Origin of the sequence: Micromonospora sp. NBC_00421, from assembly GCF_036017915.1 — a bacterium.
Lineage (GTDB): Bacteria > Actinomycetota > Actinomycetes > Mycobacteriales > Micromonosporaceae > Micromonospora.
Genome location: NZ_CP107929.1, coordinates 6,920,389 through 6,936,975, shown reverse-complemented (window position 1 = coordinate 6,936,975; position 16,587 = coordinate 6,920,389). Strand labels below are relative to the sequence as shown.

The following is a 16,587-nucleotide window of genomic DNA, read 5'->3' as shown; positions in this document are numbered from 1 at the left end:
TGTCGAAGCAGACGGAGCGGCCGGCGCGAGGGCGCGAGGTGAGGCGGAGCGGCGACACGCGATGCGGGGGGTCACCCGAACACCCCCGAGCATAGTCAGCCGCTCCTCGGCCGCATGTGAGGAGGGTCATATCGGTTTCGGCGTCAACCGACCGGGGCGGGGCCAGTAGCGGAACAGCACCCGACCCAGCACGTCGGCCACCCCGTACACCCGGGAGTCGTCGGTGACTAACTCGTTGTCACCGCGCAGCCACCAACCGTCGTCCTGGCGGCGGACGGCACGCTTGACCACCAGCAGGTCCGGCCGGCTCCGGAAGACGGCCACCACCACGTCCCCGGGACGGACCGGCCGACCGCCCCGACGGACCAGGACGGCGTCGCCGTGCCGCAGCGTCGGTGACATGGACGGCCCGCTCACGCCCACGGCGGTGAGCGGGGCGGGCAGCCGTGGGGTGGGACTGGACCCGCCGACCGTCACGAGGTTTCCCCTCCGCCCCTGCCGGGGACGTCCTCAGGAGTAGTGTCGTCTCGGATCATCGCAAACTTCCCATGGAGGACCCTGATGCGACTTCCCCGCATCCTCTCGCCCCGTGTGACCGCCAGCGCGCACTGCGACCTGCCGTGCGGCGTGTACGACCCGGCGCAGGCCCGCATCGAGGCCGAGTCGGTCAAAATGATCTGCGAGAAGTACCAGGCGAACACCGACCCGGAGTTCCGCACCCGGGCGATCCTGATCAAGGAGCAGCGCGCCGATCTGGTCAAGCACCACCTGTGGGTGCTCTGGACCGACTACTTCAAGCCGGCGCACTTCGAGAAGTACCCGCACCTGCACCAATTGTTCAACGAGGCAACCAAGGCGGCCGGCGCGGCCGGCGCCAAGGGTGCGACCGACCCGGCCAAGGCCGACGAACTGCTCCAGAAGATCGACGAGATCTCCAAGATCTTCTGGGAGACCAAGCAGGCGTGACCCTGCCCGTCACGGCACCGACGATCCGGCCGGCACGTCCACAGGACGTGCCGGCCGTCGTCGCGATGGTGCACGAGCTGGCCGACTACGAGCGGGCCGCCGATCAGTGCCTGCTCACCACGGCGCAGCTCGACGATGCCCTGTTCGGCCCGGCCCCGACCCTGTTCGGTCATGTCGCGGTGGACGACGACGTCCCCGTCGGCTTCGCGCTGTGGTTCCTCAACTTCTCCACCTGGGCCGGCGTGCACGGCATCTACCTGGAGGACCTGTACGTCCGGCCGACCCACCGGGGCACCGGGGCCGGCCGGGCGCTGCTCGCCACGCTCGCCGCGGTCTGTGTGGAGCGCGGCTACCAGCGGCTGGAGTGGTGGATGCTCGACTGGAACCCGGCCGCCCACTTCTACGCCTCGATCGGGGCCGAACCGATGTCCGAGTGGGTTCCCTACCGGCTCAGTGGAACGGCCCTACACGCTCTTGCGAGCCTTGGGGTGACGTCGACCACGCACGCCCGAGCCCGGCCGGGTAGAGTCCCGGACCGGGGGGATGAGGCGTGACTCAACTGACCGGCCAGCCAGCGACCGACGACGTCGTGCACCTCACCGTGCCCGCCGACGGCGGCTACCTGGGCGTGCTGCGCACCGCCACGGCGGGGCTCGCGGCCCGCCTCCAGTTCGCCCTCGACGAGATCGAGGACCTGCGCATCGCGGTGGACGAGGCGTGCGCGATGCTGCTCGCCATCGCCACCCGCGACGCCGAGTTGGAGTGCCGTTTCGCGGTCACCGAGGACGCGCTGACCGTCGAGGTGACGGTGCCGATCGTGCGCGGTGCGGCGCTGCCGGGCGAGTCCTCGTTCGCCTGGAAGGTGCTCACCGCGCTGACCACGGCGGCGGCGGCCGAGTCCGCCGACGGCCGGGCCACCATCTCCCTGCTGACCCGCCGCTCCGCCAGCTACTGACCCGCCGCTGCCGGGCTCCGCACCGCCCGGCGGGCACGGCCGACGTCTCGGCCGACGCGTCTCGGCCCGGTCCGCCGGTGGTGGCTCAGCCGAAGCCCAGGGCCTTCGTGGTGGGCGGGCTGACCAGCAGTGCGCAGACGCCGAGGCCGAGCGCCATCAGCGGTACGCCGAGCCAGCCCAGCCCGCCGCCGATCATGAACCAGCCGACCGGCAGCAGCATCAGCTCCAGCACCATCGCCGGGGCGCGGGCACCGGCCCGGCGGCGGGCCAACGCCCCGCCCAACGCCCAGAGCGCGACGGCGCCGGCGACGGCGAACCCGGTCACGAAGAGTGCCGAGACCAGGTCGGTCCTGGTGGCGGTCAGGTCGGCCCAGACCAACCATCCGGAGATCAGCGCGAGGGCGACCGCCTCGGCCCGCAGCAGGCGTACCGCCCAGCGCAGAGTGTCGGGAACCGGCGCGGAGTCGATCGTCACGCGGGCCACGATACCCCCGCCCGATCACGTAAAGTGCCGCCCATGCGGGCCGTCCTGGTGGTCAATCCGAAGGCCACCACCACCAGTGAACGCAGCCGGGACGTGCTGGTCCGGGCACTGCGCAGCCAAGTAGACCTGTCGGTGCGGTACACCCGGCGCAGGGGTCACGCCACCGACCTGGCCCGGGAGGCCGCCCAGGAGGGCGTCGACCTGGTGGTCACGCTCGGTGGCGACGGCACGGTCAACGAGGTGGTCAACGGACTGATGACCGCCGAGCCGCCGACGATCCGTACCGGCGGCTCCCCGGCGGAGCGGTTGCCGGCGCTGGCCACCGTGCCGGGTGGTTCGACGAACGTCTTCGCCCGTGCCCTCGGATTGCCCCGGGAGTGGGCGGACGGCACCAGCATGATCCTGGAGGGGCTGCGGCTCGGCCGGTCCCGGACGATCGGGCTGGGCCTGGCCGACGACCGCTACTTCACCTTCTGTGCCGGCTTCGGCCTGGACGCGGCGGTGATCCACCGGGTGGAGCAGGCCCGGCGGCGGGGGCGGGTGTCCTCACCGTCGCTCTACTTCCGCTCCACCCTGAGTCACTACTTCCTCAGTTCGGACCGGCGGCACCCGGCGATCAGCCTGGAGCGGCCGGGAGAGCCGGCCGAGGGCGAGCTGGGCACGGTGATCATCCAGAACACCGCGCCGTGGACGTACCTGGGCGAGCGGGAGATCAACCCGAACCCGGAGGCGTCGTTCGATCTCGGGCTGGACGTGATGGCGCTTCGTCAGCTGCGCGTCGCCAGCACCACACGGACGGTGACGCAGTTCCTGTCCCGACACCCCGATCCGCGCGGCAAGCAGGTGCTCCGGCTGCACGACGTGGACGAGTTCACCCTGGTCTCGGCCCGTCCACAGGCCTTCCAGCTGGACGGCGACTACCTCGGCGAGCGACACAAGGTCAGATTTTCCTCCGTTTCCGGCGCACTGAGAGTAATCTGTTAGGTCTCGGGTAACGCCCTAGGTCGAGCGGTCGGGACACCGCACGGCGCGGTGGCCGCCACACCGAGGAGGTAGTGCCGGAAATGTCAGCATTGTCACGCGGACTGTACTATATTGATCCTCGACTGTGGTACGCCGGGTAACCGGGGAAGCCTGAAAACCGGACAAAAGGGTCGTGAGCTTGCTCACCGAGCGGAGTTTTTCCGAGCGTCACCCTTGACATCGCGTTTGTTCGTGAAAGTATTCACAAGCGAACTTGAGTTACCGAGACATTGCCTGGATATGCTCGACCGCTTGAGCGGTTCCAGCAGGCCCAGGCGCTGAACGAGTCTGCTCACGCAATGCCGAATAGTCGTACGCGAACCGTCACGACCGGCACTGCGGACGGATATAAGAAAAGCACGAGCGTTATCTTCCGCCCATCCAGAATGAGGAGTGTTGCCGCCATGGACTGGCGTCACAATGCCATCTGCCGCGACGAGGACCCGGAGCTGTTCTTCCCGATCGGGACGTCCGGCCCGGCGGTTCTTCAGGTCGAGCAGGCCAAGGCCGTCTGCCGGCGCTGCTCCGTGACCGACCAGTGCCTGCAGTGGGCGCTGGAGTCCGGTCAGGACGCGGGCGTCTGGGGCGGGATGAGCGAAGAGGAACGCCGCGCGGTCAAGCGCCGTGGCGGCCTCCGGGTGCTGCGCGCTCACTCCGCCTGAAACCGATCACACGCTGTCCGCCCCGGCCGGGTCCACCACCCCGCCGGGGCGTTCCGCTTTCCCCACTCTCCGTAATGGGCAGTTGACCGAATTCGGGTGTCGATGCAATAACGTAGAGTAATGTCAACGCGGTGACCCTCGGTTACCCGACATTCGTGGCGTCGACCCGCCGCAGCACCAGGCCGACCAACTCCGGCGAATCGTTCAACGGCGCGCCGACCGCCACCGCACCCGCCCGCCGCGCCGCCACCACCACCGAGTCGTGGAAGAGCCCCGGCGCCAGGAAGTACGCCACCACCGCCACCCGCCGGGCACCGACCGCCCGCAACCGGGCCACCGCCACCTCGGCCGTCGGCGGGGCCGCCGAAGCGTAGGCCACCGTGCAGGGCACCCCGAACCCGTGTGACAGGGCGACGGCGACCCGACCCACCGACCCGCGGGCCCGCGCGTCCCTGGTCCCCGCCGCCGCCAGCACCAGCGCGTCGACCGGTCCCGGCCCCGCCTCGGTCAGCCGGCGGCCCAGCCCGGACAGCAACCCCGCGTCCACCGTCCCGTCCGCCGGCCCGAGCACGTCGGTCACCCGTACCGTCAGCTCGGGCGCGTCCTGTCGGGCCGCCGCCACCGCCACCGGGACGTCCACCCGCCGGTGGTACGCGGCGGTGAGCAGCAGCGGCACCACCACCGCCGTACGGTGACCGGCGGCGGCCAGCCCTCGCAGCACCTCCGTCGGCCCCGGGTCGGTGTGGTCCAGCCAACTGGGCAGCACCGGGGTGCCGGGGCGGGCGGCCTCGACGGCCCGGGCCAGCGCCCGGGTCGCCGCCGCCGCCCGCGGATCCCGACTGCCGTGCGCCACCAGCACCACCGGGGGGACCTGCTCCGGCCCGGTCAGAGGTGCAGGCCGCACTCGGTCTTCTCGAACATGGCCCACCGGCCGGCGCGCGGGTCCTCCCCCGCCCTGGTCCGGCGGGTGCAGGGCCAGCAGCCGATCGAGCCGTAGCCCCGGGCGAGCAGCTCGTTGACCGGGATGTCGTAACGGGAGATGTAGGAGTCGACGTCGGACTGGGACCAGGCGGCGATCGGGTTCACCTTCACCTTGCCGCGCCGGGGGTCGAAGGTCACCACCGGCGTGTTCGCCCGGGTCGGCGACTCGTCCCGGCGTAACCCGGCGGCCCAGGCGTCGTACCCGGACAGGGCCCGTTCCAGCGGCTCGACCTTGCGCAGCTGGCAGCAGTCGTCGGGTGAACGGTTGAACAGCCGGGGCCCGTACTCGCCGTCCTGCTGACCGACGGTCTGCCGGGGCCGGATCGAGCGGACGTTCACCGGCAACCGTCGGGCCACCTCGTCGCGGACCCGCAGCGTCTCCGGGAAGTGCAGCCCGGTGTCGAGGAAGACCACGTCCACCCCGGGAGCGACCCGGGACACCAGGTGGGCCAGCACGGCGTCGGCCATCGAGCTGGTCACACAGAACCGGTCGCCGAAGGTGTCGGCCGCCCAGCGGGCGATCTCCAACGCCGGAGCGCCCTCCAGCTCGCGGCCGGCCCGCTCGGCCAACGCCCGCAGCTCGGCCGGGTCGCGCCGGGTCGGGTCGGTCGGTCGCGGACCGCCGGGCCCGACCAGGCCCAGGTTCGTGGCGGAGAGCAGGCCGGTCATCGGGCCACCGCCCGGCTGAGCAGGCCGTTGAACTTGACGGTGAATACCCGCGCGCAGGCGTGGCACTCCCAGGCGCCGTGTCCGGCCTCGTTCGGCCGCAGGTCCTCTTCGCCGCAGTACGGGCAGTACAGCGGCGCGGATCGGGTTTCGCTCATCGGAGTTCCTCCTCGTCGACCCTGATCACCCAGTTGGCGAACGTCTCGCCCTCGGTCCGGCCGGCCAGGTAGCGGCGGGCCAGTCGTTCCACGTACTCGGGAAGCTCGTCGGCGGTGGTCTTCAGGCCGCGCAGCTTGCGGCCGAACCCGGCGGTCTGCCCCTGGGCCATCCCCAGCCCGCCACCCAGGTGCACCTGGAAGCCCTCCACCTGCTGGCCGTCCGGGCCGACCACCAGCTGCCCCTTGAGGCCGATGTCGGCGACCTGGGTCCGGGCGCAGGCGTTCGGGCAGCCGTTGATGTGGATGGAGATGTCCGCGTCGAAGTCGCGCAGCCGCTCCTCCAACCGGGCCACCAGCTCCTCACCGCGCGCCTTGGTCTCGACGATGGCCAGCTTGCAGAACTCGATCCCGGTGCAGGCCATGGTGCCCCGCCGCCAGGCCGACGGCCGGGCCTCCAGGCCGATCCCGCGCAGCTCGTCGACCAGCGACTCGGTCCGCGCCGGCGGCACGTCGAGCACCAGCAGCTTCTGGTACGGGGTGAGTCGTACCCGGTCGCTGCCGTGTGCCTCGACCACGTCGGCGAGCTTGGTCAACTGCCCGCCGGAGACCCGCCCCACCACCGGGGCGGCCCCGACGTAGTTGCGCCCGTCGCGCTGCCGGTGCACGCCGATGTGGTCGACCGGCTTGTCGGGCAGTTGCGGGGCCGGACCGTCGAGCAGGGTGCGCCCCAGGTAGTCCTTCTCCAGCACCTCGCGGAACTTCTCCACACCCCAGTCGGCAACCAGGAACTTCAGCCGGGCCCGGTTGCGCAGCCGGCGGTAGCCGTAGTCGCGGAAGATGCCGACCACTCCCGCCCAGACGTCGGGCACCTCGGCCAGCGGCACCCAGACGCCGAGCCGCTTGGCAAGCATCGGGTTGGTGGACAGACCGCCACCGACCCAGACGTCGAAGCCGGGGCCGTGCTCCGGGTGCTCGACCCCGAGGAAGGCGATGTCGTTCGCCTCGTACGGAGTGTCGACCAGCCAGGAGATCGTGGTCTTGAACTTCCGGGGCAGGTTCGAGTACGCCTTGTCACCGACGTACCGGCTGACGATCTCGTCGATCGCCGGGGTCCCGTCGAGCAGCTCGTCCTCGGCCACGCCGGCGACCGGGCTACCCAGCACGATCCGGGGACAGTCGCCGCACGCCTCGGTGGTCTGCAGGCCGACCGACTCCAGCCGACGCCAGATCTCCGGCATGTCCTCGACCCGGATCCAGTGGTACTGGATGTTCTGCCGGTCGGTGATGTCGGCGGTGTCCCGGGCGAACTCCCGGGAGATGTCGGCGACCACGCGCAACTGGGCCAGGGAGAGCTGACCGCCGTCGACCCGGACCCGGAGCATGAAGAACTCGTCCTCCAGCTCGTGCGGCTCCAGCACGGCGGTGCGACCCCCGTCGATGCCGGCCTTGCGCTGGGTGTAGAGCCCCCACCAGCGGAACCGGCCGCGCAGATCCTGCGGGTCGATGGAGGCGAAACCACCGTGGGCATAGATGTTCTCGATCCGGGCCCGGACGTTCAGCGGGTCATCGTCCTTCTTGATCCGCTCGTTGGGGTTGAGCGGCTCACGGTGACCCAGGGCCCACTGTCCCTCCCCGCGGGGCCGACGGGGGGCACGGGTGGCGGGTACGGCGGGGGCCGTCGGGGTTCCGGGACGAGCCGGGGTGCTGCTGACCGCCATTGCGGCGTCCTCCGTTGTCTCTGCGGTGCCTCGGTGGGAGCGCGGACGCGGCGGCGACCGGCCCTGGAAGGGCCGAGGACAACGGTGTCGGAACGGCCGGCGCAGTACACGCGCCCGAGACGGATGGGTCGGGCGTCGTCAGTGGGCCGGACAAAGCGCGCTGCGCACGCGGCCGTAGTCGACGTGGCGGCGGGCCACGAAGCGGCGGACGACAGCGGCGGTCATACCGCCATGCTCCCACACCCCCCGCAGACCGGCCAATGACCACGTGCGACATCCCACATCACGGACCGCATCCCCACCGTCACCGCCCCACCCTGTCCGCAACGCTCCCCCTCCGCGCACCCCACCTTGCGCGCCCGACGCCCACCCACCTTGCTCGCCCGCCGTCGAGTCCGTTTGTCGCTCGCCCGCCGTCGAGTCCGTTTGTCGCTCGCCCGCCGTCGAGTCCGTTGTCCGCACGCCCGCCGTCGCACCCGAGTCCATGCTTGTTCACCGGACCCGCATGCACTCGGACCCGCACACGCCACACCCGGCGTCCCTCGCCCGGAGCCCCGCCTGCTCGCCGAGTCGGCGTGCCGCCCACCGCCCGACCAACTGCTCCCGACTCGGCGGAACATGCCATCCCGCCTGCCGCCCCGCCCCCACCCATACCTCTTCAGCGCCTTTCGAGCTGATGACGAGAACGAATCGCGACTCCGACGAGCGGGCCAGGCGCTGACATCGATAGACACAAATGATATTGCGATCGTCGCCCCGAGGGCCGGAGGCCAGGGGCCGAGGCCGGGAGCCGAGGCCGGGAGCCGGGGCCCGATGCGGGGCCGGGGACGAATGCCGAATGGGCGGCCGGGACAACGGAAGCCGCCGGAGGGGAAGTCGACCTCGGCGGCGGGTGAGTAGCCTGAGTCACGCGGGTGTCGATGGTGAATCGTTTACGTCATCAGCTCCAAAGGATGCGAACCCCACCCCCGTAGGTAGCGGCGATGTCCGGTGCGAACAGGCCCGACCTGGCCGGCAGCCCGACGTCCACGGCACGCGCCACTGACGCCACGGGCACCGTAGGCACCGGGCGCATCAGCCGCCGGAGCGCCAGCCGAGGGCGGTGGTGCCGGCCGCGACAGCTTCCACGCCCCCCATGTGATCGAACCCAGAGTCACACCGGCTCCGGCTCCGGCTCCGGCCGCATCGTCGGGCCGGGTGTGAAATCCTCGACCGGTGGGCGCAATGTCCAAAACGCGGTACTCAGGGCGGTGGGTGGGGTCGCTGGTCTGGGCGGTTCCGCTGATGGTCACCCTGGTCGCCGGATGTTACGGGATCAGTCGGGCTCAGCCCTGGCGCGACGAGTTGGCCACCTGGAGCGCCGCCACCCGACCGGTCGGAGACCTGTTCCGGCTCACCCGCACCGTCGACGCGGCGACCGGGCCGTACTACCTGCTGGTGCATGCCTGGACCAGGCTGTTAGGCGATTCCGTGACGGCGCTGCGGCTGCCCTCGGTGTTGGCGATGGCGGGGGCAGCCGGCCTCACCGCCGTACTCGGTCGGCGGTTGTTCGGGGCACCTGCCGGCCTGCTCGCCGGCCTGCTCTTCGCGGTCCTCCCGGCCACCTCCCGGTACGCGCAGGAGGCCAGGCCCTACGCCCTGGTGACCCTTTTCGCCGTGCTGGTGACCCTGCTGCTGGTCCGCGCGCTGGACCGCCCCGGGGTGCTGCGTTGGTCCTTCTACACTGCGGCCGTCGCCGGGCTCGGCCTGGCGCACCTGCTCGCCCTGGGCCTGCTCGCCGCGCACGCCGTGGTGGTGCTGACCGCTAGGAGCACCGCTCCCCACCGACCGGGCACGGCCAAACCGGACGACGCCGGGCCGGGTGACGACGGGTCGGGTGACGACGGGTCGGGTGGGAGGCTGCGGGATCGACGGTTGTCGGGGTGGGCGGTGGCTGTGCTGGGGGCCGTGCTGGTGCTGGCGCCGCTGCTGGTCGTCGCGCAGGGGCAGCGGTCCCACCAGCTCGACTGGATCGCCCCGGCCCGGCTGGCGGATCTGGCGGCCCTGCCGGGCGGTCTGGCGCAGGGCGGTGTGGTGGGCGGAGTACTGGTCGGGCTCGCCGCGCTCGGGGCGGCCCGATCCGGATGGCGCGGCCTGCTCCCCGGGGCCTGCGCGGTGCTGCCGGTGCTCCTGCTCTTCGTCGCCGCGCTGGCCGTACCTCTCTGGGTGCCGCGTTACCTGTTCTTCACGGTGCCCTTCGCCTGCCTGCTCGCCGGTGCCGCCCTGGCCGGGCCGTCGCCGCCCACGGCCCCGACGAGGACCGGCCTACCAGAGGCGGCGCGGCCGAGCCCGGCGGGGACGAAGCCGGCCGGCCCCGCCGGGGCAGGACGGGCCGGCCCCGCAGGGATGGCGGCAGGGACGGGGGTGGAGGAGGCGGCAGGGAGGAGGGCCGGGGTCGCGGCAGGGACGGGGGCGGGGGTGGCGGTGGTGGTGTTGGCCGGGCTGCTCGGGCTGCCGGACCAGGCAGCGGTACGGCACAGTCACGGCTGGCCGCGCAGCGCGACCGTCGACTACCGGGGGGCGGCGGCGGTGATCGCCGCCGGACAGCGCCCCGGTGACGCGGTGGTCTACGCACCCCGCGACGGCTGGCTCTTCCTCGACCTCGGCGTCGACTACCACCTGACCCGGCGGGGCGACGACGCGCCCACCGGCGTGCCGACCGACCCGCCGGGCGGCGGACCCGGCACCGGAACCATCGCCGGGATCCACCCCCGGGACGTGCTGGTGACCGGGGACCGGCGGGAGCGGGCCGACCTGTGGGTCGACGAGTGCGCCCGGCCAGCCGAGTGCCTGGCCGGCGTCGACCGGGTCTGGCTGGTGGTCGCCGGGCGGCGCGACGACCCGCTCGCGGCGGTGCCCGGGGCCAAGGGTGACGCGCTGCGGGCCGGGTTCACCGTCGCGGAGGTCCGGCCCCGGCCCGGGGTGACCGTGGCGCTGCTCGTGCGCAACGGCTGAGCCGGCGACCGGTCAGGCCGGCTTGCGCTCCAGCAGTACCACCCGGACCCGGTCGAACCGCTCGACGTGCCGGATCAGGAAACGCTGCCGCAGCAGGGCCTCCCGGGCCGGCGGCAGCCCGGCCAACGGATCGTTGAGGTGCTCGGTCTCGACCAGCCAGAGCCGCCTGGTGTCCCCGAGGCAGGGCAACGGTTCCGGGCACTCGCGGGCGGTCAGCCAGCCGGTCTGCCGGGCCGCGACGGCCACGAAGACGTCTCTGGGCCGCGACTGGTCGCGCAGGCCGTAGTCGACGGCCTTGCGGGCCACGTCGCTGGGGCCACCGAACCCGTCGTTGTAGGCGACCCCGTCGCCCGGCTTGACCTGTGTCCCCAGGTAACGGACCGCGTCGAGGTAGCGGGGCTGCCCGTCGGCCTCGTTGGACCGCACCTTCTCCTGGGCCGGCAGGGTCTGCCAGGCCAGCACCGGCAGCAGCACCAGCGCACCGGCCAGCCAGGCCGCCGGCAGTCGTCCCCGGGTCAGCAGCTGGGCGGTGCGGCAGACCGCGAACGCGGCGAGCAGCGCCCAGGCCGGGACAGTGAACAGGAAGTACCGGGCCAGGAAGAGATGCACCACGCTGAACGTCAGGTAACCGGCGATCGGGGGCAGCAGGGCCCAGACGAGCAGCATCAGCACCGTCGCCCGCCGTTGCCGCCCGGCCACCGCCACCGCGAGGACGGCGAGGGCCGCGACCAGCACCAGCGTCGCCGTCGTGCCGGTCAGGTTCGCCAGGAAACGGAGCACGGCGTCGGCGTCGTTCTCCACCCAGGAGATCTGCCCGGACTGCCGGCTGGCGAGGATCAGCACCGGGAGGACGAACAGCCCGGCGATGCCGGTGGAGGCCGCCCACCGCCACCTCGGTTCCTCGCCGCCGACCGACCGCCAGAGGTGGAACAGGTGCGCGACCACCACCAGCAACGCGACGAAGTGCAGCCAGCCGACCAGCACCAACAGCACGCCGTACGCCCACCAGCGGCCCCGGGTGGGTCGGTCCACCGCGCGCAGGAACAGCCAGGTGGCCGCCACCGCCGCCAGGGTGACCAGGGCGTAGGACCGGGCCTCCTGGGCGTACCGGGAGACGGTGGGCAGCAGGGCGAAGACCAGCCCGGCAAGCACACCGACCGGGGTGTCGAAGAGTCGCCGCCCGATCAGCGTGACAAGTCCGGCGGTGAGCCCGATCGCGATCACCGACGGCAGCCGCAGGGCGATCGTCGAGTCCCCGGTCAACGTGGTCAGCACCGACATGATCACGTAGTAGCCGGCGTGGACCAGGTCGATGTTGCCGACCAGCATCCGGAACTGGTCGGCCGAGAGCGCCGTGACGTGCCAGGTGACCAGCTCGTCGTTCCACAGGTCCCGGGCGTCCAGTCGCCACCAGCCGAAGCCGAGCGCGACGACGGCCGGCAGCAGCGCCCACCACCCGCCCCGGCCCCCGGACCGCACCGGTACGACCGTGCCGGTCACCTCCGCCGGGTCGGCCTGCCCGGTCCACTGGATCGCCGGCGCGGTCACTTCACCGTCCTGATGTCGAAGCCGTAGGTGTCCTTCGCGGCGGAACGGCGGAACGAGCGCAGCGCGGCGTCGTCCCGGTCGATGTTCCACTTCCCGGAGCCGTTGATGTTGAAGTACGCCACCCCCAGGAAGTCCTTGCGCCGGGTCACGTTGGTCAGCAGGTCGGTGATCTGGCCCGGCCGCCGGGCGCTCGGTTCGACGCCGGTCTCCACGATCAGCAGCGGACGCCTGGTGAAGGCGCGGATCTGGGTGATCGTGGGGACGAAGAGGTCCTGGAACGTCTTCGGCCCCCGGTTGGTGTAGTAACCGTCCATGCCCACCCAGTCGACGTAGGCGTCACCGGGGTAGAGCGCCTTGATGCTGACCTTGCGCAGGTAGTTGACGACGTTCGGGGTCCAGGTCCAGATCACGTTGGTCGCGCCCTGCTGGGTGAAGATCTCGTGCAGGTGCCGCCAGGCGGCGACGTACTCCGCTGCGCTGGTCTTCTTGGTGCCCCAGGAGTACCAGTGCCCGTTCATCTCGTGGGCGAAGGTGAGGGCGATCGGCAGGTTCAGGGCACGTACGGCGGTGGCGAACTCCTTGACGTACGCGTCGTGCCTGCCGGCGGCGATGTCCCGCAGCGGCACGTCGTACGGCTCCCAGCGGATCACCGCCAGCGCGCCGTAGTTGTGCAGTTCCCGGACCTCGCTGGCGGCGAACTTGTCGTCGAAGCTCTCGAAGATCGCCACCAGGTTCGGGGTCTTGCCGGTCTCCTCGGCGAACTTCCTGACCCGGTCCATCTCCGCGCCGCCGGTCACGGTGACGCCGAGGTACTTGCCCTTCGGCGACTTCAGCGCGGTGACGTCGTACGCCGGGACCTGTTTCTCGGCGGCGGCCACCCCGGCCGGTCCGCCGGCCTCGGTGACCGTGATGTCCACCTTGCGTAGCACGGCGAACTCGGTGAAGGCCAGCGCGAGCACCACCATGAAGGTGACCAGGTACTTCGTCCTCACCGCACGACCTCGACGTCCTTCTCCGGGTCGACAAGCAGCGCCTGCCCGACGACGGCCAGGTAGAAGACGGCGCTGAGCAGGGCCGGTACGAAGATCCACGGGGCCGGTTCGACGAGCATCCGCCAGCCGGCGGCGCCGGCCCAGACCAGGCCGCTACCGGCGGTCCAGACCCGCATTCCGGTCCACAACCGCCTGGTCTTGCTCTTCTTGGCGGTGCCGCCGGTGGGCTGCCAGCCCATCCGCCGGCCCCGGACGATGTCGATGATGGCGAAGGCGTGCGCCCAGCCGTAGATCATCTTGACCGTCCAGCTCTCCAGCCCGTAGCGGTTGCGGTGCCAGAACGGGAAAATGATCATGTTGTAGACCACGCTGGGCACGATCAGCAGGTAGTTGGCCAGCGCGATCTGGTGCGCGAACGCGGTGAGCATCAGCACCGGGATGATCGGCGCGACGAAGGTGAACAGCCCGGTGTGCAGGTAGTAACAGAAGCCGGAGATGTAGCTGAGCCGGGCCCGCAGCCGCAGCTTCGTCGACCAGAACTTCTTGGAGCCGAGCAGGCTCATCGAGCCGGCGCACCAGCGGTACTGCTGGGTGAAGAACGAGTCCACGTCCGACGGGCAGAGCCCGGCCGCCAGCACGACCGGGATGTACCGCAGGTTCCACCCCTTGATCCGCAGGTCGAAGCCGGTGTGCACGTCCTCGGAGTGCTCGATGAGGGTGGATCCGCCGATGGAGAAGAGCGCGTCCCGGCGGTAGATGGCGCAGCTGCCGACGCAGATCGCCGAGTCGTGCGCCTGCCGGGAGACCTGCACCGACCGGTAGAACAGCTCCTGCACCGCCCCGGCCCCACGCTCCACCCAGGTCTGCCCCAGGTGCACCCGGAAGTACTGCGGGGACTGCACGATGCCCGTCTTCGGCTCGGCGTCGAACCAGGGCAGCATCTGGTCGAGCATGTCCTTGCGCGGGACGAAGTCGGCGTCCAGGACCAGGATGAAGTCGCTCATGGTGCGCTCGAAGGCGTACCGCATGTTGCCGGCCTTCTTGAACCAACCCCGGTTGGGCCGCCGCTGGTAGACGAAGCCGAAGGCGAGCGCCATCCGTTCCATCGCCTCGTTGGGCGAGTCGTCGAGCACGTAGACGGTGACCTCGCCCCGGTAGTGACCGCCCATCGCCCGGACGTGCTCCCAGGTGTTGCGCAGCACGTGCGGCGGCTCGCCGCAGACCGGCAGGAAGACGTCGACGCTCGGGTGCCGCGCCGGCCGCCAGGTCCGGACCAGCTCCTGGTGGCGGGCCATGTCGAAGCCCGGGGTGAACAGGTTGACCGCCAGCGAGATGAGGTAGTAGACGATCGTGAAGAACAGCAGCGGGGCGAGCAGCCAGAGCCACGGGGTGAGCCGGACGAAGAGCAGTTGGCTGGTGATCAGGCAACCGAAGCTGATCAGCGACGGCACCATCAGCGCGGCCATCCGCCGCTTGCGGTAGGAGACCAGTTCGTCGTCCGTCGGCGGCAGCGGCACCGGGGCGTACGCGGGCCGGTGCGGCGCGCCGGTGGGCCTGCGGGGGGTCCACCTCGACAGCTGGGTCGGTACCCGGAACTCCGCAGTCGGCGACAGCACCGCGGCCGGGTCGACCGCAGGTGGTGAGGTCATCGCTCCGTCTCCCCCGCTCGCCAAGCAGCACGTCTCCCCGACAGTGCGGGCGAGATGTCGCCGGACGCGTCCAGGAAGCCGGGCACGGCGGCATGGCCGTGCCTGCTTGATGGTTGAGCTAGAAAACTATTCAGTCGTCCGCAAGGTGTCAATGCCCGTAAATGGATCGAATGCCACATCGGGCACCAGATCCCCCGTCACCCTGCTCACATTCACCCGAGCGTCACCGCCAGGCAACCGGACCGTCATCGGCCGGCCCGGTTCATGCCTTCGCCAGCGGGACCACCAGCACCGCCTCGGTGCCCCCGGCCGGGCCGTGGCGCAGCTCGATGCTGCCGCGCAACTCCCCCGTGACCAGCGCCCGGACGATCTGCAACCCGAGCCGCCCGCCCCGGTCGGCGTCGAACTCGGCCGGCAGGCCGCGCCCGTTGTCGGCCACCGAGACGTGCAACTGCTTGCGGTGCCGGTGGGCCGAGACGACCACCTCCGGCGGGGCGTCCGGCTCTGCCGGCTCGCCTCCCTCCTCGGCCGGCGGGAACCCGTGCTCGACGGCGTTGAGGAGCAACTCGTTGAGGACCATCACCAGCGAGGTGGCGATCTCGGCGGGCAGCACCCCGAAGCTGCCGGTACGGCGCATCCCGACGCTCACCTCGGTGGCGGCCACCTCGGTCGCCGCGCTCGCCACCCGGTCGACGATCCCGTCGAACTCGACCGCCTCGTCACTGGACATGGAGAGCGTCTCGTGCACCAGGGCGATGGAGGCGACCCGGCGTACCGACTCCTCCAGGGCGACCCGGGCCTCCGGCATCGACACCCGGCGGGCCTGCAGGCGCAGCAGCGCGGCGACGGTCTGGAGGTTGTTCTTCACCCGGTGGTGGATCTCCCGGATGGTGGCGTCCTTGGTGATCAGGGCCCGGTCGCGGCGGCGTACCTCGGTGATGTCGCGGACCAGGACCAGCGCGCCGATCGGCACCCCGGCGGGCATCAGCGGCAGGGCCCGGGTGAGCATGGTGGCCCCCCGGGCGTCGATCTCCCGGCGGGGCGGACCCTCGCCGCGCAGCGCGGCGAGGATGCCGTTCGCCGCCTCGGTGCCGTCGAGCGGGTCGCTGGCCAGCCGGCGGTGCAGCTTGGCCAGATCCTCGCCCACCAGGTGGGAGGCGTAACCCAACCGGCGGTACGCCGACTGCGCGTTGGGGCTGGCGTAGGTGACCTTGCCGCCCGCGTCGAGGCGGACCAGCCCGTCGCCCACCCGGGGCGCCGAGGTGGTCTCGCCCGGGTGCCGGGGCGGCGGGAAGGTGCCGTCGGCGATCATCTGGGCCAGGTCGTCGGCGGTGGTGAGGTAGTTCAGCTCCAGCTGGCTGGGGGTGCGGGCGGTGGAGAGGTTGGTGTCCCGGCCGACCACCGCGATCACCTCGCCGGCCTCCCCCTCGGCGGTCCGCAGCCGGACCGGGATCGCCTCGTGCCGGGCCGGCACGTCGCCGTACCAGACCGGATCGCCCTCCCGCCAGATCCGGCCCTGCCGGTACGCCACCTCCAGGTGGGCCACCTCCGGCCCACCCACGATCCGCCCCACCTGGTCGTCCAGGTAGGCGGTCGGGGCGGTCGTCGGGCGGACCTGGGCGACGCAGAGGAACGTCCCGTCGTCGTCCACCGGCACCCACAGCAGCAGGTCGGCGAAGGACAGGTCGGACAGCAACTGCCAGTCGCCGGCGATCCGGTGCAGGTGGTCGATGTCGGCCGGGCGGAGCTTGGTGTGCTCCTCGGCGAGGTCGCGCAGCGTGGACACGAGAC

16 protein-coding genes are annotated in these 16,587 nt (G+C 71.5%); 6 read left to right on the top strand and 10 right to left on the bottom strand.

Going from position 1 to position 16,587, the window contains the following annotated elements:
- Positions 1 to 126: 126 nt before the first annotated feature.
- Positions 127 to 477, bottom strand: a complete 351-nt coding sequence (locus tag OHQ87_RS29955; RefSeq protein WP_328343320.1) for a S24/S26 family peptidase — start codon at positions 475 to 477, stop codon at positions 127 to 129.
- A gap of 84 nt (positions 478 to 561) precedes the next feature.
- On the opposite strand from OHQ87_RS29955, the gene sodN reads away from it, so the two are divergent.
- The 3 genes from sodN to OHQ87_RS29940 are packed head-to-tail and all read left to right on the top strand — an operon-like array spanning position 562 to position 1,921.
- The gene (gene sodN, locus OHQ87_RS29950) at positions 562 to 966 is read left to right on the top strand and encodes a superoxide dismutase, Ni (protein ID WP_328343319.1); all 405 of its coding nucleotides are present in this window, start codon (positions 562 to 564) and stop codon (positions 964 to 966) included.
- Positions 963 to 1,520: a GNAT family N-acetyltransferase gene (locus tag OHQ87_RS29945; protein WP_328343317.1), complete on the top strand. Its 558-nt coding sequence runs from the start codon at positions 963 to 965 to the stop codon at positions 1,518 to 1,520. Before sodN ends, OHQ87_RS29945 begins: the two co-directional genes overlap by 4 nt.
- The gene (locus tag OHQ87_RS29940) at positions 1,517 to 1,921 is read left to right on the top strand and encodes an ATP-binding protein (RefSeq protein ID WP_328343315.1); all 405 of its coding nucleotides are present in this window, start codon (positions 1,517 to 1,519) and stop codon (positions 1,919 to 1,921) included. The genes OHQ87_RS29945 and OHQ87_RS29940 overlap by 4 nt, the downstream gene beginning before the upstream one ends.
- 85 nt (positions 1,922 to 2,006) lie before the next feature.
- Here OHQ87_RS29940 and OHQ87_RS29935 read toward each other — a convergent pair whose 3' ends face one another.
- A complete protein-coding gene (locus tag OHQ87_RS29935; RefSeq protein WP_328343313.1) occupies positions 2,007 to 2,396 on the bottom strand; it encodes a hypothetical protein in 390 nt (129 codons plus the stop codon).
- 42 nt (positions 2,397 to 2,438) lie between these two features.
- On the opposite strand from OHQ87_RS29935, the gene OHQ87_RS29930 reads away from it, so the two are divergent.
- Positions 2,439 to 3,389 carry a diacylglycerol/lipid kinase family protein gene (locus tag OHQ87_RS29930; protein ID WP_328343311.1) on the top strand — a complete coding sequence of 317 codons (951 nt, stop codon included), beginning with the start codon at positions 2,439 to 2,441 and terminating at the stop codon, positions 3,387 to 3,389.
- Between the two features lie 443 nt (positions 3,390 to 3,832).
- Positions 3,833 to 4,090: a WhiB family transcriptional regulator gene (locus OHQ87_RS29925; RefSeq protein ID WP_328343309.1), complete on the top strand. Its 258-nt coding sequence runs from the start codon at positions 3,833 to 3,835 to the stop codon at positions 4,088 to 4,090.
- A gap of 142 nt (positions 4,091 to 4,232) precedes the next feature.
- Here the strand turns inward: OHQ87_RS29925 and OHQ87_RS29920 are convergent, their stop codons facing one another.
- Genes OHQ87_RS29920 through OHQ87_RS29905 form a run of 4 tightly spaced genes read right to left on the bottom strand, consistent with a single transcriptional unit; the run spans position 4,233 to position 7,613 of the window.
- Complete coding sequence (locus tag OHQ87_RS29920) at positions 4,233 to 4,994, bottom strand: sirohydrochlorin chelatase (RefSeq protein WP_328343307.1); 762 nt, start codon at positions 4,992 to 4,994, stop codon at positions 4,233 to 4,235.
- On the bottom strand, positions 4,976 to 5,740 hold the full coding sequence (locus OHQ87_RS29915; protein ID WP_328343305.1) for a phosphoadenylyl-sulfate reductase: 765 nt from the start codon (positions 5,738 to 5,740) through the stop codon (positions 4,976 to 4,978). Before OHQ87_RS29915 ends, OHQ87_RS29920 begins: the two co-directional genes overlap by 19 nt.
- Entirely contained in the window at positions 5,737 to 5,895 is a 159-nt protein-coding gene (locus OHQ87_RS29910; protein ID WP_208568333.1) for an IS1 family transposase, read from the bottom strand. Before OHQ87_RS29910 ends, OHQ87_RS29915 begins: the two co-directional genes overlap by 4 nt.
- Complete coding sequence (locus tag OHQ87_RS29905) at positions 5,892 to 7,613, bottom strand: nitrite/sulfite reductase (RefSeq protein WP_328343302.1); 1,722 nt, start codon at positions 7,611 to 7,613, stop codon at positions 5,892 to 5,894. Before OHQ87_RS29905 ends, OHQ87_RS29910 begins: the two co-directional genes overlap by 4 nt.
- A 1,224-nt stretch (positions 7,614 to 8,837) precedes the next feature.
- Here OHQ87_RS29905 and OHQ87_RS29900 point away from each other — a divergent pair.
- A complete protein-coding gene (locus tag OHQ87_RS29900) occupies positions 8,838 to 10,607 on the top strand; it encodes a glycosyltransferase family 39 protein (RefSeq protein ID WP_442930621.1) in 1,770 nt (589 codons plus the stop codon).
- Between the two features lie 12 nt (positions 10,608 to 10,619).
- Here OHQ87_RS29900 and OHQ87_RS29895 read toward each other — a convergent pair whose 3' ends face one another.
- The 4 genes from OHQ87_RS29895 to OHQ87_RS29880 all read right to left on the bottom strand — a co-directional run bounded on the left by OHQ87_RS29895 (position 10,620) and on the right by OHQ87_RS29880 (position 16,582).
- Positions 10,620 to 12,155 carry a glycosyltransferase family 39 protein gene (locus OHQ87_RS29895; RefSeq protein WP_328343300.1) on the bottom strand — a complete coding sequence of 512 codons (1,536 nt, stop codon included), beginning with the start codon at positions 12,153 to 12,155 and terminating at the stop codon, positions 10,620 to 10,622.
- On the bottom strand, positions 12,152 to 13,147 hold the full coding sequence (locus OHQ87_RS29890; protein WP_328343298.1) for a glycoside hydrolase family 26 protein: 996 nt from the start codon (positions 13,145 to 13,147) through the stop codon (positions 12,152 to 12,154). Before OHQ87_RS29890 ends, OHQ87_RS29895 begins: the two co-directional genes overlap by 4 nt.
- Positions 13,144 to 14,796 carry a glycosyltransferase family 2 protein gene (locus OHQ87_RS29885; RefSeq protein WP_328343296.1) on the bottom strand — a complete coding sequence of 551 codons (1,653 nt, stop codon included), beginning with the start codon at positions 14,794 to 14,796 and terminating at the stop codon, positions 13,144 to 13,146. The genes OHQ87_RS29890 and OHQ87_RS29885 overlap by 4 nt, the downstream gene beginning before the upstream one ends.
- A 262-nt stretch (positions 14,797 to 15,058) precedes the next feature.
- On the bottom strand, positions 15,059 to 16,582 hold the full coding sequence (locus OHQ87_RS29880) for a sensor histidine kinase (RefSeq protein WP_328343294.1): 1,524 nt from the start codon (positions 16,580 to 16,582) through the stop codon (positions 15,059 to 15,061).
- Positions 16,583 to 16,587: the final 5 nt, after the last annotated feature.

What these genes read in the sequence shown, in the direction of transcription:
- sodN (WP_328343319.1), top strand. Translation starts at nt 562, where the DNA reads ATGCGACTTCCCCGCATCCTCTCGCCCCGTGTGACCGCCAGCGCGCAC.
- OHQ87_RS29930 (WP_328343311.1), top strand. Translation starts at nt 2,439, where the DNA reads ATGCGGGCCGTCCTGGTGGTCAATCCGAAGGCCACCACCACCAGTGAA.
- OHQ87_RS29925 (WP_328343309.1), top strand. Translation starts at nt 3,833, where the DNA reads ATGGACTGGCGTCACAATGCCATCTGCCGCGACGAGGACCCGGAGCTG.
- OHQ87_RS29915 (WP_328343305.1), bottom strand. Translation starts at nt 5,740, where the DNA reads ATGACCGGCCTGCTCTCCGCCACGAACCTGGGCCTGGTCGGGCCCGGC.
- OHQ87_RS29910 (WP_208568333.1), bottom strand. Translation starts at nt 5,895, where the DNA reads ATGAGCGAAACCCGATCCGCGCCGCTGTACTGCCCGTACTGCGGCGAA.
- OHQ87_RS29905 (WP_328343302.1), bottom strand. Translation starts at nt 7,613, where the DNA reads ATGGCGGTCAGCAGCACCCCGGCTCGTCCCGGAACCCCGACGGCCCCC.
- OHQ87_RS29900 (WP_442930621.1), top strand. Translation starts at nt 8,838, where the DNA reads ATGTCCAAAACGCGGTACTCAGGGCGGTGGGTGGGGTCGCTGGTCTGG.
- OHQ87_RS29885 (WP_328343296.1), bottom strand. Translation starts at nt 14,796, where the DNA reads ATGACCTCACCACCTGCGGTCGACCCGGCCGCGGTGCTGTCGCCGACT.